We start from the raw sequence: 24,314 nt of genomic DNA, 5'->3' as shown, positions 1-24,314 counted from the left end.
AGGATGTCCATGGGAGCGGGCCGGAGTTAGCACACGTGACGGCGACGTCGACACATCGATGTCGAGACGTGACGAGCACACGTGTTTGGGGCACAGTCAGCGCCCGATTCACCATGCCTAGCGATCAGGCCTTCATCGTCGTCACTGCGATTCTCGATCAGACCGCGCGTCCTGCTGCGATCACGCTGAGCCACGGCGATGCGCTCGAGCGCGCCGCGAAGGCCACTGCGGCTCGATCGATCGCGGGGCTCGACATCGTCGAGCTGCCGATTCCTCCGAAGGCGTTCTCGGCGCTGCGCGAGAGCACCGGGCGTTCGCAGGACACGGTCGCGGTCTACGACGTCTTCCCGCTCACGCCGCACCTCGATGGCGCCACGCGCCGCATCGCAGGTCAGTTCCTCGCGGCGGAGATCCTGTGGGCGCTCGAGGAGCAGGGGCTGCTCAAGGGCGTGCCGCTGAACCTCAAGCTCGACGTGCCGCCCGGCTGGGACAAGTCCCCGAAGGCCGTGCACGAGAAGCTCGTCGAGGCCGGCGCGCTCGATCTCGGCGAGAAGGCGATCGAGGACTTCAAGGCCGTGAAGGCCGCGTGGGACGCGGCCTGATCAGTTCAAGGTGAGCGGCAGCTCGAGCGCGAACGTCGCGATCTCCGCGTCGAACGCGCCGCCGTCGTCGCGCACCATCTGATAGGTGCCGCGCATCGCGCCGCGCGACGTCGCGAGCATGCAGCCGCTCGTGTACTGGAACGACTGTCCGGGCGCGAGGTGGGGCTGCTCGCCGACGACGCCCGGGCCCTTCACCTCTTCGACCTTCCCGCGCGCGTCGGTGATGATCCAGTGGCGGCTCTCGAGCTTCGCCGCGCTGCCGCCCTCGTTCGTGATCCGCACCGTGTAGGCCCACACGTAGCGGTGCGCGAGCGGCGTCGACTGCTCCGCCAGGTAGCGGCTCGTCACGGTGATGCGGATGCCGTCGGTGATCGCGGTCGAGGTCGTCGTCGGCTGCACGAAGGCTCCTTCGAGAAGCAAGGCGAGCGATCCTAGCGCGAACGTGCGCGCCGCAACGAATTGGCGTGCGTGACCCAGCGCGAGCCCGCGATCGCGAAGCGCTTCTTGGCCGCGCGATCGCGCGCCGTCGCGTAGTCCACGCCGACGCGCGCGCCGACGAGCACGTCGCGATCGACGATCGCCAACCCCTGGTGCGCCTCGAGCGCGCCTTCGTCGAAGAGCGACGCGCCCGAGAAGCTGCGATCGAGCGCCAGCGCGGCACCGACCTTCCCCGGCCCCGCGAGCAGCGCCGGCCCCTCGCGATCCATCCGACGACGCGCCCGCACGATCTCGCTCCCCGACACGAGCTCGCACGATCGGATCAGCACCGCCTGCCCGCGCCCTTCCTCGCCGGTCACGAGGTTGAGCATCTGGTGCAGCCCGTAGCAGACGTAGACGTACGCGTGGCCGGGCGGCCCCCACATCGGCGCGTTGCGCGCGGTGCGCCCCGCGCGGCAGTGGCTCGCGCTGTCCTCGGGCCCACCGTAGGCCTCGGTCTCGGTGATGCGCAGCACGACCTCGTCGGCCGTGCCGCGATCGCGCACCAGATGACGCCCGAGCAGGTCGCGCGCGACGATCTCGACCTCGCGCGCGAAGAACTCCTGCGTCAGCCGAGCGGTCATGAACGCGACCGAAGAGGAATCAGGGACGGGCGGCGAAACGAACAGACGGAAACGAATCGGGCGCCGTCCTCTTCCGAGTGACGGCGCCCTTCTTCGTTGCTGACGACCCCACGGGGACTTGAACCCCGGTTACCGGCGTGAGAGGCCGATGTCCTAACCACTAGACGATGGGGCCAGCTTCTTCGAACCTGCGGACCGATTACCTAGCTTCCGTTCGTACGACGAGCAACCCGGAAGTGTAGGAAACTACTACGTTTGATTCGGGGACTAGGAGTCGAACCTAGATAAACGGAGCCAGAATCCGTTGTCCTGCCATTAGACGATCCCCGAGTGTCAGGCGGCGGAACCACCGGAGTGGGCAGCGCACCGTCCGGGTTCGCCGAAGCGAGGTCGGCTTTCTAGCGCCGCCCCTGAGCACGGTCAAGAAGTTTTTCGGCCTTTGCGCAGCCGTCCCGCTCGCTTGCGCAGGGCCGTGATCCACGGTAATTCTATTCCCGCATTCCCCGGTCGGAAATGTCGGAACGGCCGACGCGAGGGGATCGGAGGGCGCGGACCCGTGGCTGAGAAAATCGAGCGCACGCTCTTCGTGATCACCGGGAACCGGCTCGCCGACGGGCGGGTCGTGTACCTGCGCGGCGACCAGACGTGGGGCAGCGACTTCGACGCCGCCGAGCAGCTCGACGACGCAGCGCGGCGCGACCAGCTCGTCGCGTCGGCGCAGCGCGAGCACAACCTCGTCGTCACGGGCATCTACGCGTTCGACGTCGGCCTGACGGCGAGCGGCGACCGCGTGCTCAGCGCGCGCGAGCGGCTGCGCGCGGCGGGCGAAGTGAGCGTGAGGCGGCGTCTTCGCGTCGGCGTCGAGGCCTAAGGAGTCGCGATGTACCAGTACGACGAGCACGATCAGCGAATCGTCGAAGAGCGCGCGCGCCAGTTCCGCGATCAGGTGCGGCGGCGCCTGAGCGGCGAGCTCACCGAAGAGGAGTTCCGCCCGCTGCGCCTGCAGAACGGCCTCTATCTGCAGCTGCACGCGTACATGATGCGGATCGCGATCCCCTACGGGCTGCTCAGCACGAAGCAGCTGCGCAAGCTCGGCGACATCGCGCGTCGTTTCGATCGCGGCTACGGTCACTTCACGACACGCCAGAACCTGCAGCTCAACTGGCCGCGCCTCGTCGACGTGCCCGAGATCCTTGACGAGCTCGCGAGCGTGCAGATGCACGCGATCCAGACGAGCGGGAACTGCATCCGGAACATCACGAGCGATCCCTTCGCGGGCGTGGCGAAGGACGAGCTCGAGGATCCGCGTCCGTACTGCGAGATCCTGCGTCAGTGGTCGACGTTCCACCCCGAGTTCGCGTTCCTGCCGCGCAAGTTCAAGATCGCGATCAGCGGCGCGGAGAGCGATCGCGCGGCGATCGCGATCCACGACATCGGCCTGCGACTCGTGAAGAACGAGCAGGGCGAGATCGGCTTCGAGTACTTCGCGGGCGGCGGGCTCGGTCGCACCCCGATCCTCGGCGAGCGCATCCGCGCGTTCCTGCCGAAGCGCGAGCTGCTCGCGTACACCGAGGCCGTGCTGCGCGTCTACAACGCGGACGGTCGGCGCGACAACAAGTTCAAGGCGCGCATCAAGATCCTCGTGAAGGAGACTGGCGTCGCCGAGTTCACCCGCCGCGTCGAGGAAGAGTTCGCGCGCATGAAGGAGGACGGCACCGCGATCGTCCTCGACGACGAAGAGATCGCGCGCATGAAGGCGTACTTCACGCCGCCCGCGTACGAGACGCTCCCCGACGAGAGCCTCGAGGGCGCGAAGCTCGGCAAGGATCGCGAGTACGCGCGCTGGCTCTCGGCGAACGTCGTGCCGCATCGCGTGCCCGGCTACGCGATCGTGCAGCTCTCGACGAAGTCGGACGAGGTGCCGCCCGGCGACGTCAGCTCGGATCAGATGGACGCGATCGCCGATCTCGCCGATCGCTACGGGTTCGGGCAGGTCGTGGTGACGCACCGGCAGAACCTCGTGCTCCCCGACGTGCGCATCCGTGATCTGCGCGAGGTGCACGCGGCGCTGAAGGCGCTCGGGTTCGCGACGCCGAACCTCGATCGCGTGACCGACATCATCGCGTGCCCCGGGCTCGACTACTGCGACCTCGCGAACGCGCGCTCGATCCCGATCGCGAAGGAGATCCAGGCGACGCTCGACGACGCGGATCGTGTGCACGACCTCGGGCCGCTCACGATCAACATCTCGGGCTGCATCAACGCCTGCGGTCACCACCACGTCGGGAACATCGGGATCCTCGGGATCGACAAGCAGGGCGAGGAGTTCTACCAGGTGACCGTCGGCGGCTCGGCGCGCGAGGACGCGGCGATCGGCAAGGTGCTCGGTCGAGCGCTCTCCTCCGAAGAGGTCGCGCCCGCGATCGCACGGCTGGTCGATCGCTTCGCGCAGGTGCGCGAGCACGACGAAGAGACGTTCCTCGAGGCGTTCCGCCGCCTCGGCCCCAATCCGTTCAAGGAGGCCCTCTATGCGGCTGGTGCGTGATCGACGCGTGGTCGACGACTCGTTCGTGCACGTCGGCGACGAGGGCGAGATCCCGGACGGCGCCGACGTGATCGTGCCGTGGTCGCGATGGACCAAGGAGCGCGCCGCGCTGAGCGCGCGTCGTGGCCGCCTCGGGGTGCGCATCCCGAGCGATCGCAAGGCGGAGGAGATCGCGCCCGACGTGGGCTCGTTCGCGGTGATCGCGATCGAGTTCCCGAAGTTCGCGGATGGTCGCGGCTACTCCATCGCGCGCCATCTGCGCGATCGCTACGCGTACCGCGGCGAGCTACGCGCAGTGGGCAACGTGCTGCGCGATCAGATCTTCTATCTCTCGCGCTGCGGGTTCGACACGTTCGAGGTCGATCCGAGCAAGAAGGCCGAGGACGCGATCGCGGGCCTCGACGACTTCTCGGTGAAGTACCAGACCGCCGCCGACGAGAAGACGCCGATCTGGCGCCGTCACGCGCGCGCCTGGCCGGCGCGCTGACCTCGACGACGCAGCCAGCGCACGAACAGGATCGCGAACGCGAGCATCGCGACCACGAGCAGGATCGGCACGACGAAGGCGAGCACCGCGATCACGATCGCGAGCACGTCCTCGATCGTGCTGATCACCGGGTTCGCGACGCCCGCGGTCGTGCCGCTCGAGACGACACGCGCGCTCGCCTTCGCGGCGTGCGGTGCGAGCGCGACCGGCGCGCCGACGAGCATGCCGACGACCACCGCGATCAGCGGATCTTCGATCCGCACCAACACCGCGGCGGCCACGATCGCGCCCGCGACCGGGCGGATGAACGTCGAGATCGTGTCGAGCGCGTGATCCAGCGCGGGCACCTTGTCCGCGACCATCTCGACGACCGTCGCGACGCCGAAGAGCACGAGCGCGGGCGTCGACGCGAGCCACTCGAACGCGTGGCCCACCTCCGCGACACCGAGCCGCGCGAGCAGCCCCGCGACGAAGAGCGGAGCCACGCCCGCAGGCCCGCACACGCCGCGAGGGCGACGGCGAGCGCGAGCGTGCTCGTCCACGTGAGCGCGTCGCCGATCGAGATCCCGTCCATCCCGGGATCGTGCGGGATCAGCGACCCGCTTGCAGCTTGCGGACGAGCCGCTCGTCGGGCGGCGGGAGCGGGTAGTCGCCGAGCTCCGAGGGAAGCACCCACGTGTGCTCGGCGACCCCGAGGTGCTGCACCTCTCGATCGCTCGCGAGCCGGCACTCGTAGAAGAGCAGGAGCACGTCCTTGCGCTCGTAGCGATGGAACGCGACCTCGACGACGTCGACGACCTCGAGATCGATCGCGCACTCCTCGCGGCACTCGCGCACGACCGCGACCTCCGGGTCCTCGCCCTCTTCGACCTTGCCGCCGGGAAACTCCCAGAATCCGGCGAGATGGGTGCCCTGCATGCGGCGCGTGAGGAGCACGCGCCCTTCCCGCTTCACCACCGCGGCCGCGACGATGACCGTGGTCATTCGCCGGGCGCCTGGTAGTTCTCGTCGGCGCCCGTGGCGCGCAGGAGCTGCGAGTACGCGACGCGCGCGTCGAGCGCGGCGCTGACGAGATCGAGCTGCGCACGCGCGCGCTCGTTGACCGCGAGCACGAGCTCGGTGACGACCGTCGCGCCCGCGCGGTACTGCTCCTGGCGAACGCGCAGCGTCTCGTCGGCGGCCTCGACGCCGGCGCGCGCGGCCTCGATCGCGGCGCGCGCCGCGCGGAGGCTCTCGTACGCCTGCGTGACCTGGATGCGGATGCCGTCCTCGAGCGTGCGCAGATCGGCCTCGACCTGCGAGCGCGCGGCCCGCGCCTCCGACGCTGCGGCCTCGCCGACGAAGAAGTCGTTGGGGCTCCAACTGACGACGACGCTGACGTCCCACGTCGTCTGGAACTCCTGGGTCAGCGGGAAGATGCGCTGGTTGGGGTTCGCGGCCGTCAGGTTCCCGGCGAGCACGAGGTGCGGCCAGCGGCTGCCCTCCGCCGCGTCGACCTGGCGACCACGCGCGCCCGCGAGCTCGCGCAGCGCACGCACCTCTGCGCGCTGATCGAACGCCGCGGAGACGAGCGCCTCGCGCTCGTCGGTCACCGGCGGCAGCGGCGCGAGGAGGTCCTCCGCGATCGCGAGATCCTCGTCGGGATCGACGTGCATCACCGTGCGGAGCGCGGTCGCCGACGTCAGCACCGCGGCCTCGGCGCGCAGCGCTGCGACGCGCGCCGTCGCGACCTGCGCCTGCACGCGCACGAAGTCGACCTGCGCCGACGTGCCCGCGCGCACCATCGCCTCGATGAGCTGCGCCTGCAGCTCCGCCGCCGCGACCGCCGCGCGCGCGACCGCGAGCCCGCCGCGCGCCCGCGCGAACGCGTAGAACGTCTCGCGCGCGTTCTGCGCGACCTCCGACGACTGCGCGTGCACCTGGTGCTGCTGCGCGCGGACCGCCCCCTGCGCGGCCTCGTACGAGGGCCAGATCTGAAGGAAGATGTCGGTCACCGGCACGGTCAGCGAGCCGCCGAAGCTCCAGTTGTCGAGCAGCACCGGGAACGTGAAGTTGGCCTGCTCGCGCTGCGCCATGATCTGGCCCTGCCAGAGCAGGCGCGCCTCGGGATCGTCGACGCCCATCGCGAGCTGCTCGGCCGCGTCGAGCAGCTCGTCGGTGTTCTCGCCACCGAAGAGGTTGGGCTGCGAGATCGGCGAGAGGCGCGTGTAGCGGCCCTCGACCGAGAGCCGCGGGAAGAACGCGATCATCGCGCGGTCCGCACCGGCGCGCGCCGCGGCCAGCTGCGCGCGGACCGACTCGATCGAAGGGCCGGTCTCCACGGCCAGACGTGCCGCGTCCTCGGCGGTGATGCCGCGTCCCTCGCCTCGCAAGAACGCCTCGACGTCGATGATCTCGGCCTCGGCGAGTGGTGCCGTCTCGCTCGGCGCGTCGCTGGTCGTCGTCGCGTCCTGCGCGCTCGCGAACGACGCTGGCGCGAGCACCGACGACGTGAGCACCAGCGAAGAGAGCGCCGCTCGGATGGTCGCGGCGCGGCTCGGGCTCGTCATGCGGAACTCCTGGCTCCCCCGCGCGGGCTTTCCGCGCGCCCCGGTTGTGGGCACAACCATCCGCGCGCGCAACGACGAACGTGCGCGCCATGACGCGTGCGTTCGCGCGTGGTATGCCGCGGCCCCATATGTCCAGGCAGCTCACGGTGGCCGTCCTCGGTGCGACGGGCGCCGTCGGTCGCGAGATGATCCGCATCCTCGAGGAGCGCTCCTTCCCGGTCGCGCGCCTCCTCCCCCTCGCCTCGCCGCGCAGTGCGGGCACGACGGTGCCGTTCCGCGGCACGCAGGTGAAGGTCGAGCCGGTCTCGGCCGAGGCCTTCACGGGGGTCGACCTCGCGCTCTTCTCCGCGGGCTCGGGGCCGAGCAAGGAGTGGGGCCCGATCGCCGCGAGCAAGGGCGCGCTCGTCGTCGACAACTCGTCGGCGTGGCGGATGGATCCCGAGGTCCCGCTCTGCGTGCCCGAGGTGAACCTCGACGCGGCGCGCAACCCGAAGCGCGGCATCATCGCGAACCCGAACTGCTCGACGATCCAGATGCTCGTCGCGCTCGCGCCGATCCACCGCGCGAACCGCATCCAGCGCATCGTGGTCTCGACGTACCAGGCGATCAGCGGCGCGGGGCACAGCGCGGTCGAGCACTTCCGCGCGCAGTCGCGCGCGTTCGCGGCCGGCGAGCCGATGCCCGCGGGACCGATCACGAAGCAGCTCGCGGGCAGCCTCCTCATGGAGTGGAAGCGCGACGGCGCGACCGGCTACCAGGAGGAAGAGCTCAAGATGATCCACGAGACGCGCAAGATCTTCGGCGACCCGCAGATCCGCGTCTCGCCGACGACGGTGCGCGTGCCCGTGATCAACGGTCACTCCGAGTCGGTCGCGATCGAGTGCGAGCGTCCCATCTCCGCGAAGGAAGCGCGGGCGCTGATGACGGGCGCGCCCGGCGTGCGCGTCGTCGACGACTTCGAGCAGGGCGTGTACCCGACGCCGCTCGACGCATCGGGCATCGACGACGTCCTCGTCGGTCGGGTGCGCGACGACCTGGGCAACCCGGGCGGCGTCCTGATGTGGATCGTCGGCGACAACCTGCGGAAGGGCGCAGCGACGAACGCCGTGCAGATCGCCGAAGGCCTGCTGCTGCGGTGAGACGCCTCCCCGACCGGCGGAAGCCGGATCGGGGCCCTGCTCGTCGCGTTGACGAGTTGGCGCGCGCGCTCGGACGCCGTCCCGGCGCGCGTGCCAGAATGACAGCCGCGGAGTCGGCGAGCGGCCGGCAAACGCGCACGTTTGCGCAGTTCGAGGCGCAGGAACGGAACGTGCTCAGCGGCTCCGCAGAGGATCTCCGATTCGAATGAGAACCACACACCGCCTCTGGCTCTCCGCGCTCATCGTCGCGCTCGGCGCCACATCGGCTCTCGCGTCGCCGGCGCACGCGCAGAACATGAGCGTCCGGTTCACCGAACAGTTCGGGGGTCGCGAGCTGATGACCCTCCTCTACGAGACGCCCGAGGCGACGGGTCAGCCGCTCTCGCTCGAGGAGTGCACGGACAACATCGCGATCCCGCTCGAGATCACGAACGTCCCGACCGGCACGACGCAGATCGACGTGTGGTTCGGCAGCAGCGCCGACGCGGACTGCCCGACGGCCTCGGTCCGCGCCGACACGACGAACACGTCGTGCGAGTACGTGACGACGTTCAGCGCGATGGTGCCGACCACCGAGATCGACGCGCTGGTGTCGCAGCTCTTCGGCGCCGACGCGTGCGACACGAGCGCGGACCGCACGTTCTTCTTCTTCGCGAGCACGACCGCGCAGAACACGTCGAAGGACTTCACCGCCGCGGAGACCGCGACGTTCCGCATCGCGCTCGACGTGGACCCGCCCGGGGCCCCGACGATCGATGGCGGTCCCTTCGAGGGCGACCAGACGATCGAGATCACCTACGACCTCCCCGAAGGAACGCTCGTCGGCGCGAACGTGTACGTCGATCCGGCGGGCTGCACCGCCGAGGGCGAGATCGATCCCGCGGGCTCCCTGCAGGACGGCGCCGAGCCGCCGAGCACGGGCGGCGACCTCCAGCGCGGCGAGACCGCGACCGTCGACGCGTCGGACATCGAGTACAACACCTTCGCGGCGGTCGGCATCACCGCGGTCGATCAGGCGCGCAACGAGAGCACGCTGGTCGTCACCTGCGTGCGTCGTGTCGAGATCGAAGGCGCGCTGAGCAGCTACTGCCGCTCGAAGGGCTTCGACGACATGGAGGAGTGCCTCGCCGAGTACGAGTGCTCGGTCCCCGGCGCAGGCCTCGGCGGCCGCGCCCGCGCGACGATGATCGTGTTGCTCGGTGCTGCCCTACTGGTGCTCGCTCGTCGGAACCGGAGATCGTGATGCGTTCGTACTTCGCATGTGGCGCGGCGCTCGTGGCGCTCGCGCTCCACCCATCGTCGGTCTCGGCGCAGCAGGACGCAGCGCTCGAGGACGGCTCGATCGTGGGCTCGACGTTCGCGGTCGATCCGCTCTGGGTCCCCACCCCCGAAGGGTTCACGCTCGAGCTGCGCATCGGCGGCTACCAGCCGAGCTTCGGCGGGCAGTTCGACGAGGTGTTCGGGGGCGATCTCGGTCCGATGATCGGCGCCGAGCTCGACGTCCACGTCTGGCGCGTGCCGTACCTCGGACCGCTCGCGGTGGGCGTCTCGGCCGCGTGGGCGGAGTGGGACGGCCCGGGCCGCGTCGTCGGCACCGGCGAGCAGAGCGGGCGCACCGGGCTCTCGCTGATCAACTTCAACGCGCTGCTGGTCTGGCGAATCGACGGTCTCGCGCGCTACGTCGACGTGCCGATCATCCTCACCGGCAAGGTCGGCCCCGACTTCGGCTACTGGGAATCGGGCGAGGGGAGCACGACCGGCACCGGCTTCAGCTTCGGCATCCGCTGGGCCGCGCAGATCGCGCTCGAGCTCGACTTCCTCGAGCCGCGCGCGGCGCGCCGGCTCGACGACGAGTGGGGCATCAACCACACCGAGATCTTCTTCGAGGCGTTCGGCTCCACGATGGGCGAGCACATGACCCAGCTCGAGCTGGGCACCAGCTTCGCGTGGGCCGTCGGCCTCGGCTTCACGTTCTGATCGCGTGCTCCACGGCGTCCGGCTGACGATCGCCTACGACGGCGCAGGCTTCGCCGGCTGGGCGCGCCAGCCGGGCACGCGCACCGTGCAGGGCACGCTCGAGGCGGCGATCGCATCGATGAACGGCGCGCCCGTGGAGCTGCGGGGCGCGTCGCGCACCGACGCCGGTGTGCACGCGATGGGTCAGGTCGCGGCCTTCGACGCGGCGCGCACGATCGAGCCGCGGGGATGGCTGCGCGGGCTCAATGCGGCGCTCCCCGACGACGCGGCGATCGTCGCGGCCGAGGCGTGCGAGGCCGGGTACACGCCGCGCTTCGACACCGTCGACAAGACCTACCGGTACCTGATCCTGCGCGGCGACGTGCGCGATCCGCTGCTGCGCGGGCGCGCATGGTTCCTCGGGCCGCGACACGGGGGCACGTCGCTCGACGTCGGCGCGATGCGCGCGATCGCGAAGCGGCTCGAGGGCACGCACGACTTCCGCGCGTTCCGATCGGCCGACGACGATCGCGAGAACACCGTCCGCACGATCCACGAGATCGCGATCCACGACGGCTGGGGCGACGAGCCACGGCTCGTCGCGATCGAGGTCCGCGGGAACGCGTTCATGAAGAACATGGTGCGGATCCTCGTGGGAACGCTGGTCGAAGCGGGCCGTGGACGGCTCGCGGAGCGCGATGCGGGCACGCTGATCGGCGCCGATGCGCGCCGCGACGACACCGGTCAGACCGCGCCAGCTCACGGTCTCACGCTGGTGTCGATGCGTCTCGGTCGCGCTCGAGCTTGACGGATCGAGACCCCCGGCTATCCTCTCGCCCCCTGTCGCTCTAGCGACGGTTTTCGTCTGTTCTTCGAGGCGCCATGAACACGCATCCCGGCCTGATCGGCAAGAAGCTCGGTAATACGCAGATCTTCGAGAGCGACGGCAACGTCACGCGCGTGACGGTCGTCGAGGTCGGGCCCTGCACCGTCATCGGAAAGCGCACCGTCGAGAAGGACGGCTACAGCGCGCTCGTGCTCGGCTTCGGCGAGAAGCGCGAGAAGCACGTGAACAAGCCGACCGCCGGCCAGTTCGCGAAGATCAACCAGAAGGTCGCGAAGGTCCTCCGCGAGTTCCGCCTCCCGGCGGAGCTGGTCGCGAAGCACGAGATCGGCGCGGTCCTGAAGCCCTCGGAGATCTTCGAGGCCGGCCAGTTCGTCGACGTGTGCGGCCAGACCCGCGGTCGCGGCTTCACCGGCGTCATGAAGCGCTGGAACTTCCGCGGCTCGGCGACGGCGACGCACGGAACCCACGAGTACCAGCGTCACGGCGGCGCGATCGGCACGAACATGACGCCCGGCCGCACGCTCCCGAACCTCAAGATGCCCGGCCAGTACGGCAACGAGCGCGTCACGATCCAGAACCTGAAGATCGCGCGCGTGATGGACGAGCAGGGCGTGCTGCTCATCGAAGGCGCGGTGCCCGGCCCCAAGGGCGGCATCGTGACCGTCCGCGGCGCGGTGAAGAAGAAGAACGGCGGCCGCAAGAGCGCGGCCTGATCATCCGGTGAGATGATCGACGAGGGCGCGGTGACCATGATGGTCCCGCGCCCTTCGTGTTTCTGTCGCAGGGAGCAGCCGCGTGAGTCGGAGCCGCAGACCGCAGGATCACTGGGGACATCGCGCGAAGCGCGAGGGGTACGCGGCGCGATCCGTCTACAAGCTCGAGGAGATCGATCGGCGCGTGCGGCTCCTGCGGCCGGGCGCGCGGGTGCTGGATCTGGGCGCCTACCCGGGCTCGTGGACCGCGTATGCGGCGCAGAAGGTCGGGGCGAACGGGCGCGTGCTCGGGCTCGATCTCCAGGAGTTCCGCGGCGCGCTGCCGCCGAACGCCGAGATGCGCACCCAGGACGTGATGAGCCCCGATCTCGACGCGCAGCTCGGGGGTGAGCGCTTCGACGTCGTGATGAGCGACATGGCGCCCGCGACGAGCGGGCATCGGTTCACCGATCAGGCGCGCTCGTTCAACCTCGTGATGCGCGCGCTGGGGATCGCCGAGCAGCTGCTCGTCCCGGGCGGGCACTTCGTCGCGAAGATCTTCCAGGGGCCGGACTTCGAGGAAGCGCGGCGTGCGGTCTCGCGCGCCTTCGAGGAGGTGAAGATCGTGAAGCCGCCTGCGACGCGCACCGAGAGCATCGAGACGTTCCTGGTCGGGCTCCGCAAGCGCGCGCCCGCGCAGGCGGGAGCGACGTCGTGACGACGACGCTGATCACCGGCGCGAACCGCGGGATCGGGCTCTCGCTCGTGCAGCAGCACGTCGCGCGCGGGGATCGCGTGATCGCGATCTGCCGCGCGCGCTCGGAGGAGCTCGCGGCGACCGGCGCGGAGATCCACGAGGGCGTCGACGTGACCGACGCCGCGGCGATCGCGCGCGTGGTCGCGGCGATCGGGAACGTCGTGCTCGATCGCGTGATCCTCAACGCCGGTGTGCTGCGCGACGACTCGGTCGACGACGTGTCGTTCGAGGACGTGCGCAGCCAGATCGAGGTGAACGCGATCGCGCCGCTGCAGTGGGCGAAGGCGCTGCGGCCGCGGCTCGCGCGAGGCTCGAAGCTCGCGCTGATCACGAGCCGGATGGGCTCGATGGCCGACAACGGCAGCGGCGGGTACTACGGCTATCGCATGTCGAAGGCCGCGCTGAACGCGGCGGGCGTGTCGCTCGCGCGCGATCTCGCGGGCGCCGGGATCGCGGTGGTGCTGGTGCACCCTGGCTACGTGCGCACCGGGATGACGGCGGGCGCGGGCAACGTGGGGCCCCACGAGGCGGCGCAGGGCATCGTCGCGCGCATCGACGAGCTCACGCTCGCGACGAGCGGCTCGTTCGTGCACGCGAACGGGACCCCGCTCCCGTTCTGACGATCAGCGCTGGGCGCGCACGTGCTCGAGGCGGGCGCGCGCCTGCGCGGCCTCGGGCGCGTCGGGCGCCATGCGCAGGAACGTCTGGTACTCGGTCGCCGCATCGCGCCAGGCCTCGCGCGCGGCGAGCATGTTCGCGAGCACCCAGTGGGCGTCGGGATAGCTCGGCTCGTCGCGGATGATCTCGCGGATGCGGGCTTCGGCCGCGTCGCGCTGACCCGCGGCGTACTCGGCGAGCGCGAGCTCGGCGCGCAGCGCGGGCGGTGCCGGGGTGTCCTCGGCCGCGATCGACTCACCCAGCGCGCGCATCGCGAGATCAGCGTCGCCGGCGCGGCGCAGGCCGTTGCCGATCGCCGCGAGATCGGCGCGGCTGCCTTCGGCGAGCGGGAGCGCGCGGCGCAGCTCGATCAGCGCCTGATCGCGATCGCCGCGCGAGAGCAGGATCATCGCGAGCGCGGTGCGGCTCGCGGGATCACGCGGCGCGAGGCGCATCACGGTGCGGTACTCGTTCTCCGCGCCCGCGTCGTCACCGGCGTCCTCGAGCGCGAGCGCGAGGTTGAGGTGCGCCGACGCGAGGCCCGGGCGTGCCTCGACGGCGCGGCGCAGCATCGCGATGCCCTCCTCGCCGCGATCGGTGTCGCGGAGGAGCGCGCCGAGGTTGTTGAGCGCCTCGGCGAACGTCGGATCGACCTCGATCGCGCCGCGGTACGCGCGCTCGGCGGCCGCGAGATCCTCGCGCATCTCGTGGGCGAGACCGAGATCGAGGCGTGCGCGCACGTCGCGCGGATCGCGCTGGATCGCGGCCTCGAGGAGCGGCACCGCCCGATCGGGCTCGCCCTGCGCGATGAGCTGCTCGGCCTGCGTGACCTCTTCGCTCGCGGGAGGCGCGCGGCGCGCGGCGGCCTCGTCCTCGAACTCGATCGGCTCCTCACCGCCGCTCGACGCCGTGCTGCCGGCGCTGCTGCCGCCGCCACACCCGAGGAGCGCGAGCACGAGCGCGCCGGACCTGAGCGTTCTCCGCATGCGGCCTCTCTATCTCCTGACGCGGCGTGCTGTCGAGCCCGCGCCGGACGAGATGGGACGTGCGAGACGCGAGAACGATCAGCGCGCGTCGCGCTCGGCGAGCGCATCGATCGCGGCGCGCAGCGCGTCCCGGAGCGCGGCGACACGCGCTCCGTCGCGGAGCTTCGCCCCGCGCTCGTCGGTCACGTAGAAGACGTCGGCCACTCGCTCGCCCTCGGTCGTGACCTTCGAGAGCGCGATCGAGAGCCCCTGCTCGTGCAGCGTGCGCGCGATCGCGTGCAGCAGGCCGACGCGGTCGCGCGTGAACACGTCGATGACGGTGAAGCGCGGCGAGACGTCGTCGTCGATGAGGATCTCGGTCTTCACCGCGGGCATGTGCTTGCGCGCCCACGCGGGCGGCGCGGCACGGCGCGCGAGCAGATCCTTCGCGCTCACGCGACCGGTGACGAGATCCTCGAGGTCCTTCTGGATGCGCGAGACGAGCTCGCGATCGACGGGCTCGCCCTCGGCCGCGCCGGTGCGGCGCACCTGGAACACGTCGAACGCCTCGTCGTGCGAGCCCGCGCGCGGCCGCGTGTGGATCTGCGCGGTCGTGATGTCGAGGCGCGACGACGCGAGCACCGCGGCGACGTCGGCGAGCAGGCCGGGGCGATCGTCGGTGACCACGACCAGCTCCGCGACCTCCTCGCTCGGGCCCGGGCGCAGCGCGACGTGCACGGTGCGACCGTCGCGATCACGCACGACACGCGCGTGCGCGCGGATCACGTCGACGGGGTTCGCGAGCACGTAGCGATCGGGCATCGACGCGAGGAACGACTCGAGCTCGGCCTGGCGACCGTCCCCGACGAACCCGACGCGCACCTGATCGCGGATCGCGTCGGCGCGCTTCTCGCCCTGCTCGCCGCCCTGCCCCGCCGGTGCCTCGAGCCACGCGGCGCTCGCGAGGTAGAGGTCGTCGAGCATGCGCGCCTTCCACGAGGTCATCGCATTCGGGTTCGTCGTCGAGAGATCGGCGACGGTGAGCACGTAGAGATCGCGCAGCCGATCGAGCGTGCCGACGCGCCGCACGACCTCGGCGATCGTGTCGGGGTCGGTGATGTCGCGGCGCAGCGCCCAGTGGTAGAGGCTGAGGTGCTCCTCCACGAGCCAGCGCACGTGGAGCACGTCGCCCGGCGTGAGCCCGAGGCGCTCGCCGATCGGCACCGAGAGCTGCGCGCCGATCGTCGCGTGGTGCCCGCCGCGTCCCTTGCCGATGTCGTGCAGCAGCACGCCGAGGAAGAGCGTCATCGGGCGCGGCACGTCGGCCGCGAGGCGCGTCGGCATCGGCAGATCGCTCGCGTGATCGCCGCGCATCAGCGCGCGCAGGCGATCGACCGCGGCCACCGAGTGAACGTCGACCGTGTACACGTGGTAGACGTCGTGCTGCACGCGGCCGGTGACCGGCTCGAACTCCGGGATCATCGCGAGCAGCACGCCGACCTCGTGCAGCTCCGCGAGCATCGAGCCGCGGCGCACCGGCGCATCGCCCACGTGGGTGAGCAGCTCGAGGAAGAGATCGGCGGCCTCGCGGCTCGCGCGCAGGCGCTCGCACCACGCGGGGTCCGCGGCGGCGCGCGCGATCGCATCGCGCGCGAACGCATAGGGCGGCAGGTTGCGACGGACCACCTGGCGATAGAGCCGCAGCGCGAGCGCGGGATCGCGATCGAGCGCCTCCGACTCGCGCAGCGTCACGTGCCCATCGAACACGAGCACGCCGCCGCCGAGCTCCTCGAGCGGCGCGGGCGCCTTGCGGTCGTGGTGGCGCGCGCGCGACAGCATGCGCTCGACGCCGGTCTCCACCACGCGGGCGTGGCGGTAGTACGTCTGCATGAACTGCTCGACGCCGAGCGAGACTCCGTCGTCGACGAAGCCCATCTGCACCGAGACGTCTTCCTGGTCCTCGAACGTGAGGCGATCGTGGCGACGCCCCGATCCACCGTTCTGCTCGCCGCGCGAGTGGAGCAGGTTGCGCACGCGCCAGAGGAGCTCGCGCGCGGCGTCGAGCTCCTGCGCCTCGCGATGCAGGAGGACACCCTGTGCGACCGCTTCCTCGAGCGAGCGCGCGGCCCAGCGCACGTTCGCGGTCCAGAGGATCACGTCGAGATCGCGCAGGCCGCCGCAGCCGTTCTTCACCTCGGGCTCGAGCAGGAAACGCGATCCGCCGTAGCGCTCGTGGCGCGCGTCGGTGTCGGTTGCGAGCGCCTGCAGGATGTCGCTCATCGCAGGCTCGAACACGTGGCGACGCGCGCCGCGCAGCAGCTCGTCGACCAGGCTCGCGTCGCCCGAGACGCGCCGCACGTCGAGCAGCGTGGTCGCGGTGCGCAGATCGTCGCGCGCGAGCGCGAGCGTCTCGTCGACCCCGCGCACGGCGTGGCCGATCTCGAGGCCGAGATCCCAGAGTGGATAGAGCAGCGCCTGCGCGACGAGCGCGGCGCCGGGATCGCCGGGATCCTCGCAGAGCAGCACGACGTCGAGGTCGCTGTGGAGGCCGAGCAGTCCACGGCCGTAGCCGCCGACCGCGAGCAGCGCGGTGCGCCCGCGCGGGCCCCGACCGCTCGTCTTGGCGGCGGCGGTCGACGCGCAGTAGAGCGCGCTGAGGAGCCCGTCGAGGATGCGCGCGTGCATCGACGCGACGCGCACGCCGCTCTCGCCGCGACGCACCATCTCGGCGAGGCGCCCGCGATACGTCGCGCGATACTCTTCGCACGTCTTGCCGAGCCCGGGGGCGAGCGTGGCGAGGTCGAGCGAGGGGGCGGGACCTCCCGGGCCCCGCCCCGAGAGCGACGAACGCGCGCCTTCGGCCATGAGGCCGAAAGTATTCGGCGCGATTCATTCCCGTGCAAACATCGGACGGCGACGAATTCGGGGCGGGATGCCTGGACATCCGTCGAGGATCAGCGCCCCTCGACCCAGCGGACGATGCCCTCCGCGATGCCGTCGGCGAGCGCGCCCCGGTATCGGTCGTTGCGCAGCGCGTCAGCCTCGTCCTCGCGCGTCATGAACGAGGCCTCGACCAGGACCGCCGGCATCGTCGCGCCGACGAGCACGTAGAACATCGCGCTGCGCACGCCGCGATCGTGCAGGCGCGGGAGCACGGTGCGACCGCCCGCGAGCGTGCCGCGGTGGATGCGCTCGGCGAGCGCGCGCGACGTCGCGACCTGCTCCTCGCGACGCAGCCCCGCGATGATGCGCGCGAGGCCGCCCACCTCGGCGGTGGTGGTGCCGTTCTCGCGCGCCGCGAGGCGCAGCGCCTGGCGATCGTTGGTGGTGTCGAGCACGAACGTGGTCACGCCGCCGTGATCGACGGACTCGTCGGCCGCGTTGAGGTGGATCGAGACGAACGCGTCGGCGGACACCGCGTTCGCCATCGCAGCGCGCTGCTCGAGCGAGACGAACACGTCGCGATCGCGCGTGAGCACGACCCGCACGTTCGGCAGGCGACGACGCAACACGTCGCGCACCCGCATCGCGAGGTCGAGCACGATGTCCGCTTCGCGCATGCCGAACGCGCGCGCGCCGTAGTCGTCGCCGCCGTGGCCCGGGTCGATCAGGATGAGATCGACGTCGCGCGCGGCGCCGGTCGTCGTCGCATCGCCGCGCGTCACGTCGATCACGACGCGAAACGGCTGCGGCAGGAGGAACACCCGCGCGCTGGTGCCGGGCTCGAGATCGAGCACGATGCGCGTCCGATCGTCGCGGCGCGCGTGGCGGATCCTCGCGAGGCCTGCTGCGCCCACGGGGATCGTGGAGGGCAGCGAGGACGCGGGCGTCGTCGACGCGAGATCGATCGCGACACGCGCGGGGAGCTCGCCTTCCGCGGGAAGATCGAGGCGCTCGTAGGCCGCGACGCGATCGAGCGCGAGCACGACGCGGACGCTGCGCGCCTCGCGATCCTCGTGGCCGTACACGACGATCGACTCGAGCGTCGCAGGCTCGCCGGCGATGGTGCGCTCCGCGGCCCATGCCTCGAGCGCGTCGCGCGGCGGTGTCTCGGTGTCGCCGGCGAGCCCGATGCTCGGATCGTCGGCGTTCGGATCGGCGTCGATCGCAGCGAGCAGCGCGCGATCGGGGCGGTGGCCCTCGAGCGCGCCGAGGATGCGTCGCGCCTCGAGCGCGCACGCATCGTCGGTCCAGCGTCGCGACGCGCGATGCGCGACGAGATACGCCGCGGTGGGATCGACCGCATCGCGTGCTTCGAGCCGCGCGAGATCGATCGCGGCGTCGCACGCGCCCGCGACGTCGCGTCGCAGCGACGCCTCGGCGAGGAGCGCGCGGGCCCGCGCGAGGCCGTCTCCCTCGGGCTCGCGGAGGGCACGGATGCGCGCGAGCGATGCGGCGCGTCGCGCGGCGCGCACGCCGGCCTCGTTCGGACCGGTGCGCGCGGCCCAGGCGTCCTCGATCGATCGCAGCCGATCGAGGGGCATGCCCATCGCGTCGAGCTCGCCGACCTCGGGCGGCATCGCGCGCCCTGCGTCGCGCGGTCCGCCGTCGGCGCGCGGCTCCGCCGGTGCGCTGCACGCCGCGACGAGCACCGCGAGCAGCATCGCGCTGTTCAGCCGCGAGCGTCGCGGGTAGCATCGCGGGCTCACGGGGTGGACGCTGCGGGCGCGGTGCACGGCTCGTCTCGACGGTGGTGGTGTGTCGCGGTCTCGCCCCGACTCCCCAGGAGAGCGATGACGTGAGCGAGACTCCCACGTACCAGGATCGACAGACCGGGCGGGTCTATCGCGATGCGACGGAGATGGTCAACGACTACCTCCGGCGCTTCGGGACAGCGGTCGGCGTCGAGCTCGATCCTCTCGACGGCGATGGATACACCGACGTGCGTCGTGGCTCGGCGACGGTCGGGATCAACGTGCTCCACGAGCACGGGATCCTGCTCTTCCTCTCGCGCATCATGGACATCCCGCGCGAGACCACGGGCGGTCGCGAGGCGTTCTATCGACGCCTGCTCGAGCTGAACTTCCTCGTCACCAGCGATGCGGCGTTCGCGATCGACAAGGACAAGGACGCGGTCTACCTGCGCGCGCTTCGACGGCTCAGCGGGCTCGACTACGAGGAGTTCGAGGACCTGCTGCACACGATGGCGAGCGTCGCCGACGAGTGGGACGATCGCCTCACGCAGATCTTCGGGAGCGAGCGTTCCTGACGGTAGCGACCGCGGAAACGCGATGGTAGGCTGCTCGCACCCGGCCCTCGAGGCGCCGGGGTCGCCCTCATGAGCAGCGCCGTCGAGGACCCGAGCCCGAGCACCGATCGCGCGCCGACGGCGCAAGCGAACGAGGCGAGCGGCACCCCACCGGCGGCCACGGACGAAGGCGGGTTCTGGGGCGCCGCGAAGGGCGAATTCGACGACACCGCGGCGGAGAAGCACGCGTCGAAGGTGTTCGCGCTCTGGGAGCTCGGGCCCGACCTCGCGCAGCCGGCGAGCGGCGCGTCGCAAGCGGGGAGCGAGGCTGCGGCCACGGAGGACGTGTGGTCCGCGGTCGGCGAGACCGAGAAGCTCGACGCCGCGGCCGCGACGATCGAAGCGCATCGGGCGGCGCTCGCGGAGGCCGCGGCGGCCCATGCGGCCGCGCAGGCCGCGGAAGCTGCGGCCGCAGCGAGCGCGACCGCCGCAGCGGCCGCGAGCGATGGGATCGACTTCGCGCCCCCGGCCCCCATCTCGACCGCGCCGGTCGCGCAGACGCACGGGCGCGTGCCCTCGCGTCCACGACAGGCCGCGCGTCCTCACGAGCCCGCGCCCTCGACGGTCGAGCGCTCTCCCGACGTCACGTCGGAGCTGCCCGCGCTCCCGCAGTCGAGCTCGACGCGCAACGCGCTGATCGGCGCGGCGGCCGTCGTCGCGCTGCTCGTCGTCGCGTTCGGCGCCTCGATGATGTCCGGCTCCAGCGAGCCCGCGAGCACGGCTGCGATCGCGCCGTCCGCTGCCCCGGCGGCGCCCGCGGTCACGACCGCTGCGGCGCCTCAGGCCCCGCCGACGAGCGCGGTCGCGCCGACGATCGAGCCCGAGCCGGTCGCTGCGCCCGAGCCGGTCGTCGCTGCGCCCGAGCCGGTCGCCGCTGCGCCCGAGCCGGTGGTCGCGACGCCCGAGCCGGTCGCCGCCCTCCCGCCGCCGCCTCCGCCGATGCGTCGGCTCCGCGTGCGCACCGATCCCGAGCGCGCGACGCTGCTGCTCGACGGGCAGCCGGTGAACAACCCCTTCGATGGTCGCTTGCCCGAGGGCTCGTCGCACACCCTCGTCGCGCGCGCCGAGGGCCGCGTCGACGCGACCGAGAGCGTCGAGCTCTCCGCCGATCGCACGCTGACGCTGCGCCTCGAGCGCACGCCCCCGCCGCCGCGCGTCGCGACGCCCCGTCCGCGCACCACGGCGTCGCGCCCTCCGCGCGCGACCGCGTCGCGTCCCCGGCCCGCGACCACGGTGCGCCCGCGCGCGTCCTCGTCGCGCAGCGGCTCGGGGTTCGTCACCGAGAGCCCGTACTGATCGCGCGCTCGAGACGCTGGACCTCGTGGAGCCAGCGGGTACGTTGACGCTCACGCAAGGAGGATGGCGATGAGCGGCGACGACGATCGAGGAGCACCGCGTCACGGAGCGCGGCCCGAGGGCGGAGGGCCGGGCCTTCCCGAGATCGACGTACGGGAGTACGGCGGCAAGCGCGACGGCGAGCGCCAGGTGATGGACCGCCGGCTCTTCATGCAGCTGCTCGTGTTCGACGTGCCCGCCGATCGCGATCTGCCCTCCCCCGCCGACGTGCAGCGCGAGCTCGCGCGCGCGCTGATCGACGCCGGCGTCCCGCACGTGCTCTACGCCGACACGAATTCACCGTCGGGCCTCGCGCTGCTCACGTGGAGCGAGGATCCCGCGCACTTCGTCGATCGCGTGCGCCCCGTGTTCCACGAGGGCACGCGTCGTCGGCTCGTGCAGCGCCACGATCACACGATGATCGGACGCACGTACTCGCTCGGCCACGAGCCCGATCTCGAGCACGGCCTGCTGCGCCGTCCCGTCGAGTACGTGCTTCACGAGGGCTGGGACTGGGCCGTGTGGTACCCGCTGCGCCGCAGCGGCGCGTTCGAGAAGCTCGAGAAGCACGACCAGTCGATCGTCCTCCGCGAGCACGCGTCGATCGGCATGGCGTACGGGCGCGCCGATCTCGCGCACGACGTGCGCCTCGCGTGTCACGGGCTCGATGCGGGCGACAACGAGTTCGTGGTCGGGCTCGTCGGCAAGGCGCTGCACCCGCTCTCGCACGTGGTGCAGAGCATGCGTCACACGAGGCAGACCTCGGAGTTCATCGTGAAGATGGGCCCCTTCTTCGTGGGCCGCGCGGTCCACCGCCACGCCGGAGCCAAGCCGTGACGCAGACGCGAACGATCTTCGATCGCATCCTCGACGGTGAGATCCCCTGCCACCGCGTGTACGAGGACGAGCACGTGCTCGCGTTCCTCGACATCGGGCCGCTCTCGGAGGGCCACACGCTCGTGATCCCCAAGGAGCGCAAGGCGTTCCTCCACGAGCTCTCCGACGAGTCCGCGGCAGCGATCGGCCGCGTGCTGCCGCGCCTCGCGCGCGCCGTGATCCAGGCGACCGGCGCGACCGCCTACAACATCCTGCAGAACAACGGCGCGGAGGCGCACCAGGCGGTGTTCCACGTGCACTTCCACATCATCCCGAAGCGCGGCGAGCGCGGGCTCGGCGTCGGCTGGCGTCCCGGGTCCGTCGACGCCGCGGCGGCGAAGGAGCTCGCGGCGCGCATCACGGCCGCGATCTCGTGACCCGCACTTGTGACGGGGCGCCCCGCGTCTAGGAACGAGGGCGCCCGATGCGACGAGCGCCCGCCGCCCCCGATCTCGCCGAGCTCCGGCACGCATTCCTCGACGCGCAGCTCGCCGGCGACGCCCGTGCCGGCGTCGAGGTGATCGAGCGCGGGCTCTCGGGGGGCTACGACGCGACCATCCTGCGGCGCGATCTCGTGCGCGACGGTCAGGAGACGATCGGTCGGCTCTGGCAGGAGAACCGCATCAGCGTCGCGCGCGAGCACATGGGCACGTCGGTGGCGCTCGTCGCGCTCGCGCACCTCTACTGGCGCGCACCGCTCGCGCCGCCGCGTCATCGGCGCGTGCTCGTCTCGTGCGTGCCCGGCGAGCAGCACGCGTTCCCGGCGCGCCTCGCCGCGGACACGCTCGAGCTCGCGGGCTACGACGTGAAGTTCCTCGGCGCCGACGTTCCACGCGAGTCGCTCGCCGGGATGGTGCACGACATGAAGCCCGATCTCGTCGTGCTCTCGGTGACGCTGGCGTTCCACCTGCCCGAGCTCGAGCGGACGGTGGCGCGCATTCGCGAGCTCGTGCCCGAGGTGCCGATCGCGGTGGGCGGCGGCGCGTGCGGAGACTGGATGCCGATCGCGGCGAAGCTCGGCGTGAGCGGCGCGGGACGCAGCGCCGAGGAGCTGCTCGCGATGATCGAGGAGACGTTCCGATGATCGTGGCGATCTCGCGCTTCTCGTGCGAGGCGACCGAGGCCGACGAGATCGAGCGGCGATTCCGCGCGCGCTCGAAGCTGGTCGACGGGCACCTCGGGTTCCTCGGGCTCGAGGTGCTGCGCTCGATCGGCGCGCGACCGGAGTTCGCGCTGGTGACGCGATGGGAGAGCCGCGCCGCGCTCGGTGCGTACCTGAAGTCCGACGACTTCCGCGCGGTGCACGCCGAGGGCGAGGAGCAGGACGCGGTGTTCACGCTCTACGAGCAGGTGGCGACGTGAGCGCGATCCCGCCCTCGGCGCGCGCCGCGCGCATCATCGAGCGGACACGCGCCGAGCTCGCCGAGGAGACGGTCACGCGCGAGCTCGCGAAGGACGCGGCGCGCTGGGCGCCGTGGGGCGACGTCGCGCGGGTGCGCTGTCTCGAGGACACGCAGTTCCATCTGACCTTCCTCGTCGCGGCCCTCACGATGGGGCAGACGTCGCTCTTCACCGACTACGTCGCGTGGCTCGTGCCGATGCTCGAGAGCCGCAAGGTGATGCGCGACGACGTGATCGAGAACTTCCGCGTGCTCGCGGAGGTGCTGCGCGAGCGGCTCGCGGCGGACGAAGCGGACCCGGTGATCGCGCTGCTCGACGCGGGCAGCGAGCGGGCGCGTTCGCTCTAGCTCAGGCGCTCGAGCGCGCGGCGCGCCTCGTCGGCGCGACGACGGGCCTCACGCGCGAGCTTCTCGGCGCGATCGGCCTCGCGCGCGAGGTTCTCGGCTTCGGCGCGGAGCGCGCGCTCCTTCGCGCTTCGCGCGCGCGCTTCGGCGGCCGCGCGGCGAGCCTCGCGACGCGCCGCCTCCTGTTCCCGACGCGCATCGTCTCGTCGTCGCTGCGCCTCGACGACGCGCTGGTGCGTCTCGCTCGTACGTCGCGCTGCGGCTTCGCGCGTCCGGAGGCGCGCGACCGGTGTCGTGGGCATCGGCACCGCGCCGAGCGCGTCGAGCCCGGGCGGCGCGAGGTCCTCCTCGAGAAACCCGCGCCCCACTCGCGCGCGCCCATCGGGCGAGAGCGCGAGCGCACGCAGGTCGTCGGCCACCCTCGACATCACCGCATCACCCGGCGTACGTCCGGTCTCGCCCTCGACGATCGCCGCCGCGCGCGTCGTGAGCGTGTCGATCGCCTCGCGCAGCGCGTCCATCCGCGCCCGGAGCGTCGCGGGATCGGCACCGCCGAGCACGGCGCCGAGCGCGCCCCGCGCCGCGTCGCCGGCCTCGAGCAGCGCGTCGATCGTCTCCGTCGCAATCAGCTGCGTCACCGCCCACGCCGAGATCGGCGGCTTCTTCAGCGCCTTCACCCGCGCCGCGCCCGCCGTGTCGCCTTCGTCGCGCAGCGCACGCGCGAGCGCATCGCGCCGCTTCGTGAGCTCGCCGAAGGGCCCGACGTGCACCTCGAGGAGCCGGTCCCGACGGGCCATCCCTCGGACACCTGGGCACCGCGCGCGACGCTCACACGCCCTCTTGCTCGGCCCGC

The 24,314-nt window shown here is 71.7% G+C and carries 27 protein-coding genes and 2 tRNA genes; 18 read left to right on the top strand and 11 right to left on the bottom strand.

All coding sequences use genetic code 11. The features are described from left to right. The first annotated feature begins 35 nt into the window (after positions 1-35). Positions 36-602, top strand: coding sequence for a hypothetical protein (locus tag I5071_RS10910; RefSeq protein ID WP_236605366.1), 567 nt, complete (start codon positions 36-38; stop codon positions 600-602). Here the strand turns inward: I5071_RS10910 and apaG are convergent, their stop codons facing one another. The 4 genes from apaG to I5071_RS10890 all read right to left on the bottom strand — a co-directional run bounded on the left by apaG (position 603) and on the right by I5071_RS10890 (position 1,993). Continuing rightward, on the bottom strand, positions 603-1,022 hold the full coding sequence (apaG, locus tag I5071_RS10905; RefSeq protein WP_236605365.1) for a Co2+/Mg2+ efflux protein ApaG: 420 nt from the start codon (positions 1,020-1,022) through the stop codon (positions 603-605). It abuts the gene before it with no gap. Positions 1,023-1,033: 11 nt separating this feature from the next. After that, positions 1,034-1,663 (bottom strand): DNA-3-methyladenine glycosylase, encoded by a 630-nt coding sequence (locus I5071_RS10900; RefSeq protein WP_236605364.1) that lies wholly within the window; start codon positions 1,661-1,663, stop codon positions 1,034-1,036. Between the two features lie 103 nt (positions 1,664-1,766). Continuing rightward, positions 1,767-1,838, bottom strand: a tRNA-Glu gene (locus I5071_RS10895). An 84-nt stretch (positions 1,839-1,922) separates the two neighbouring features. Continuing rightward, a tRNA-Gln gene (locus tag I5071_RS10890) sits at positions 1,923-1,993 on the bottom strand. 226 nt (positions 1,994-2,219) lie between these two features. Here I5071_RS10890 and I5071_RS10885 point away from each other — a divergent pair. From I5071_RS10885 to I5071_RS10875, 3 genes are read left to right on the top strand one after another with little or no spacing between them, the layout of a single operon-like run. After that, positions 2,220-2,534 carry a DUF2849 domain-containing protein gene (locus I5071_RS10885; RefSeq protein WP_236605363.1) on the top strand — a complete coding sequence of 105 codons (315 nt, stop codon included), beginning with the start codon at positions 2,220-2,222 and terminating at the stop codon, positions 2,532-2,534. Positions 2,535-2,543: 9 nt separating this feature from the next. After that, on the top strand, positions 2,544-4,208 hold the full coding sequence (locus I5071_RS10880) for a nitrite/sulfite reductase (protein ID WP_236605362.1): 1,665 nt from the start codon (positions 2,544-2,546) through the stop codon (positions 4,206-4,208). Further along, the gene (locus tag I5071_RS10875; RefSeq protein WP_236605361.1) at positions 4,192-4,695 is read left to right on the top strand and encodes a DUF934 domain-containing protein; all 504 of its coding nucleotides are present in this window, start codon (positions 4,192-4,194) and stop codon (positions 4,693-4,695) included. Before I5071_RS10880 ends, I5071_RS10875 begins: the two co-directional genes overlap by 17 nt. On the opposite strand, the gene I5071_RS10870 is transcribed toward I5071_RS10875, so the two are convergent. The 3 genes from I5071_RS10870 to I5071_RS10860 all read right to left on the bottom strand — a co-directional run bounded on the left by I5071_RS10870 (position 4,668) and on the right by I5071_RS10860 (position 7,244). After that, positions 4,668-5,180 (bottom strand): DUF4126 domain-containing protein, encoded by a 513-nt coding sequence (locus I5071_RS10870; RefSeq protein WP_236605360.1) that lies wholly within the window; start codon positions 5,178-5,180, stop codon positions 4,668-4,670. The two genes, I5071_RS10875 and I5071_RS10870, sit on opposite strands and share 28 nt — an antisense overlap. Before the next feature lie 106 nt (positions 5,181-5,286). Beyond that, positions 5,287-5,679: a (deoxy)nucleoside triphosphate pyrophosphohydrolase gene (locus I5071_RS10865; protein WP_236605359.1), complete on the bottom strand. Its 393-nt coding sequence runs from the start codon at positions 5,677-5,679 to the stop codon at positions 5,287-5,289. Continuing rightward, entirely contained in the window at positions 5,676-7,244 is a 1,569-nt protein-coding gene (locus I5071_RS10860) for a TolC family protein (protein WP_236605358.1), read from the bottom strand. The genes I5071_RS10865 and I5071_RS10860 overlap by 4 nt, the downstream gene beginning before the upstream one ends. A 128-nt stretch (positions 7,245-7,372) precedes the next feature. Here I5071_RS10860 and I5071_RS10855 point away from each other — a divergent pair, with 128 nt between their 5' ends. The 7 genes from I5071_RS10855 to I5071_RS10825 all read left to right on the top strand — a co-directional run bounded on the left by I5071_RS10855 (position 7,373) and on the right by I5071_RS10825 (position 13,255). Next, positions 7,373-8,383 (top strand): aspartate-semialdehyde dehydrogenase, encoded by a 1,011-nt coding sequence (locus I5071_RS10855; RefSeq protein ID WP_236605357.1) that lies wholly within the window; start codon positions 7,373-7,375, stop codon positions 8,381-8,383. A gap of 205 nt (positions 8,384-8,588) precedes the next feature. Next, entirely contained in the window at positions 8,589-9,626 is a 1,038-nt protein-coding gene (locus tag I5071_RS10850; protein WP_236605356.1) for a hypothetical protein, read from the top strand. Next, entirely contained in the window at positions 9,626-10,360 is a 735-nt protein-coding gene (locus I5071_RS10845) for an MXAN_2562 family outer membrane beta-barrel protein (RefSeq protein WP_236605355.1), read from the top strand. Before I5071_RS10850 ends, I5071_RS10845 begins: the two co-directional genes overlap by 1 nt. A gap of 4 nt (positions 10,361-10,364) precedes the next feature. After that, positions 10,365-11,147, top strand: coding sequence for a tRNA pseudouridine(38-40) synthase TruA (gene truA / locus I5071_RS10840; protein ID WP_236605354.1), 783 nt, complete (start codon positions 10,365-10,367; stop codon positions 11,145-11,147). Between the two features lie 74 nt (positions 11,148-11,221). Further along, positions 11,222-11,899 (top strand): 50S ribosomal protein L3, encoded by a 678-nt coding sequence (gene rplC, locus I5071_RS10835; protein ID WP_236605353.1) that lies wholly within the window; start codon positions 11,222-11,224, stop codon positions 11,897-11,899. Between the two features lie 82 nt (positions 11,900-11,981). After that, positions 11,982-12,596, top strand: a complete 615-nt coding sequence (locus I5071_RS10830) for an RlmE family RNA methyltransferase (protein WP_236605352.1) — start codon at positions 11,982-11,984, stop codon at positions 12,594-12,596. Further along, a complete protein-coding gene (locus tag I5071_RS10825) occupies positions 12,593-13,255 on the top strand; it encodes an SDR family oxidoreductase (RefSeq protein WP_236605351.1) in 663 nt (220 codons plus the stop codon). The genes I5071_RS10830 and I5071_RS10825 overlap by 4 nt, the downstream gene beginning before the upstream one ends. 3 nt (positions 13,256-13,258) lie before the next feature. Here the strand turns inward: I5071_RS10825 and I5071_RS10820 are convergent, their stop codons facing one another. The 3 genes from I5071_RS10820 to I5071_RS10810 all read right to left on the bottom strand — a co-directional run bounded on the left by I5071_RS10820 (position 13,259) and on the right by I5071_RS10810 (position 18,906). Next, positions 13,259-14,278, bottom strand: a complete 1,020-nt coding sequence (locus I5071_RS10820) for a tetratricopeptide repeat protein (RefSeq protein ID WP_236605350.1) — start codon at positions 14,276-14,278, stop codon at positions 13,259-13,261. A 78-nt stretch (positions 14,279-14,356) separates the two neighbouring features. Next, positions 14,357-17,122: a [protein-PII] uridylyltransferase gene (gene glnD, locus I5071_RS10815; protein ID WP_236605349.1), complete on the bottom strand. Its 2,766-nt coding sequence runs from the start codon at positions 17,120-17,122 to the stop codon at positions 14,357-14,359. An 89-nt stretch (positions 17,123-17,211) separates the two neighbouring features. After that, the gene (locus I5071_RS10810) at positions 17,212-18,906 is read right to left on the bottom strand and encodes an N-acetylmuramoyl-L-alanine amidase (RefSeq protein ID WP_236605348.1); all 1,695 of its coding nucleotides are present in this window, start codon (positions 18,904-18,906) and stop codon (positions 17,212-17,214) included. 89 nt (positions 18,907-18,995) lie between these two features. Between I5071_RS10810 and I5071_RS10805 the strand changes: the two genes are divergently transcribed. From I5071_RS10805 to I5071_RS10775, 7 genes are all read left to right on the top strand, one after another. Further along, positions 18,996-19,466: a YbjN domain-containing protein gene (locus I5071_RS10805; protein ID WP_236605347.1), complete on the top strand. Its 471-nt coding sequence runs from the start codon at positions 18,996-18,998 to the stop codon at positions 19,464-19,466. A gap of 69 nt (positions 19,467-19,535) precedes the next feature. Beyond that, positions 19,536-20,801 (top strand): hypothetical protein, encoded by a 1,266-nt coding sequence (locus I5071_RS10800; RefSeq protein WP_236605346.1) that lies wholly within the window; start codon positions 19,536-19,538, stop codon positions 20,799-20,801. Positions 20,802-20,870: 69 nt separating this feature from the next. Next, a complete protein-coding gene (locus I5071_RS10795) occupies positions 20,871-21,677 on the top strand; it encodes a chlorite dismutase family protein (RefSeq protein WP_236605345.1) in 807 nt (268 codons plus the stop codon). After that, the gene (locus tag I5071_RS10790) at positions 21,674-22,093 is read left to right on the top strand and encodes an HIT family protein (protein WP_236605344.1); all 420 of its coding nucleotides are present in this window, start codon (positions 21,674-21,676) and stop codon (positions 22,091-22,093) included. The genes I5071_RS10795 and I5071_RS10790 overlap by 4 nt, the downstream gene beginning before the upstream one ends. 47 nt (positions 22,094-22,140) lie before the next feature. Beyond that, the gene (locus I5071_RS10785; protein ID WP_236605343.1) at positions 22,141-22,800 is read left to right on the top strand and encodes a cobalamin B12-binding domain-containing protein; all 660 of its coding nucleotides are present in this window, start codon (positions 22,141-22,143) and stop codon (positions 22,798-22,800) included. Next, positions 22,797-23,078: an antibiotic biosynthesis monooxygenase family protein gene (locus I5071_RS10780; RefSeq protein ID WP_236605342.1), complete on the top strand. Its 282-nt coding sequence runs from the start codon at positions 22,797-22,799 to the stop codon at positions 23,076-23,078. The genes I5071_RS10785 and I5071_RS10780 overlap by 4 nt, the downstream gene beginning before the upstream one ends. Next, the gene (locus I5071_RS10775) at positions 23,075-23,464 is read left to right on the top strand and encodes a hypothetical protein (RefSeq protein ID WP_236605341.1); all 390 of its coding nucleotides are present in this window, start codon (positions 23,075-23,077) and stop codon (positions 23,462-23,464) included. Before I5071_RS10780 ends, I5071_RS10775 begins: the two co-directional genes overlap by 4 nt. On the opposite strand, the gene I5071_RS10770 is transcribed toward I5071_RS10775, so the two are convergent. Further along, positions 23,461-24,258, bottom strand: coding sequence for a hypothetical protein (locus I5071_RS10770; protein WP_236605340.1), 798 nt, complete (start codon positions 24,256-24,258; stop codon positions 23,461-23,463). The genes I5071_RS10775 and I5071_RS10770 overlap by 4 nt on opposite strands. Positions 24,259-24,314: the final 56 nt, after the last annotated feature.

Source organism: Sandaracinus amylolyticus (assembly GCF_021631985.1).
GTDB lineage: Bacteria > Myxococcota_A > Polyangia > Polyangiales > Sandaracinaceae > Sandaracinus > Sandaracinus amylolyticus_A.
The sequence above is the reverse complement of the archived record's forward strand: the minus strand, read 5'-3'. Positions and strand labels throughout refer to the sequence as shown.

What these genes read in the sequence shown, in the direction of transcription:
- I5071_RS10800 (WP_236605346.1), top strand. Translation starts at nt 19,536, where the DNA reads ATGAGCAGCGCCGTCGAGGACCCGAGCCCGAGCACCGATCGCGCGCCG.
- glnD (WP_236605349.1), bottom strand. Translation starts at nt 17,122, where the DNA reads ATGGCCGAAGGCGCGCGTTCGTCGCTCTCGGGGCGGGGCCCGGGAGGT.
- I5071_RS10850 (WP_236605356.1), top strand. Translation starts at nt 8,589, where the DNA reads ATGAGAACCACACACCGCCTCTGGCTCTCCGCGCTCATCGTCGCGCTC.
- I5071_RS10880 (WP_236605362.1), top strand. Translation starts at nt 2,544, where the DNA reads ATGTACCAGTACGACGAGCACGATCAGCGAATCGTCGAAGAGCGCGCG.
- I5071_RS10770 (WP_236605340.1), bottom strand. Translation starts at nt 24,258, where the DNA reads ATGGCCCGTCGGGACCGGCTCCTCGAGGTGCACGTCGGGCCCTTCGGC.
- I5071_RS10785 (WP_236605343.1), top strand. Translation starts at nt 22,141, where the DNA reads ATGCGACGAGCGCCCGCCGCCCCCGATCTCGCCGAGCTCCGGCACGCA.
- I5071_RS10845 (WP_236605355.1), top strand. Translation starts at nt 9,626, where the DNA reads ATGCGTTCGTACTTCGCATGTGGCGCGGCGCTCGTGGCGCTCGCGCTC.
- I5071_RS10900 (WP_236605364.1), bottom strand. Translation starts at nt 1,663, where the DNA reads ATGACCGCTCGGCTGACGCAGGAGTTCTTCGCGCGCGAGGTCGAGATC.
- rplC (WP_236605353.1), top strand. Translation starts at nt 11,222, where the DNA reads ATGAACACGCATCCCGGCCTGATCGGCAAGAAGCTCGGTAATACGCAG.
- I5071_RS10865 (WP_236605359.1), bottom strand. Translation starts at nt 5,679, where the DNA reads ATGACCACGGTCATCGTCGCGGCCGCGGTGGTGAAGCGGGAAGGGCGC.
- I5071_RS10875 (WP_236605361.1), top strand. Translation starts at nt 4,192, where the DNA reads ATGCGGCTGGTGCGTGATCGACGCGTGGTCGACGACTCGTTCGTGCAC.
- I5071_RS10780 (WP_236605342.1), top strand. Translation starts at nt 22,797, where the DNA reads ATGATCGTGGCGATCTCGCGCTTCTCGTGCGAGGCGACCGAGGCCGAC.
- I5071_RS10820 (WP_236605350.1), bottom strand. Translation starts at nt 14,278, where the DNA reads ATGCGGAGAACGCTCAGGTCCGGCGCGCTCGTGCTCGCGCTCCTCGGG.
- I5071_RS10795 (WP_236605345.1), top strand. Translation starts at nt 20,871, where the DNA reads ATGAGCGGCGACGACGATCGAGGAGCACCGCGTCACGGAGCGCGGCCC.
- I5071_RS10860 (WP_236605358.1), bottom strand. Translation starts at nt 7,244, where the DNA reads ATGACGAGCCCGAGCCGCGCCGCGACCATCCGAGCGGCGCTCTCTTCG.
- I5071_RS10855 (WP_236605357.1), top strand. Translation starts at nt 7,373, where the DNA reads ATGTCCAGGCAGCTCACGGTGGCCGTCCTCGGTGCGACGGGCGCCGTC.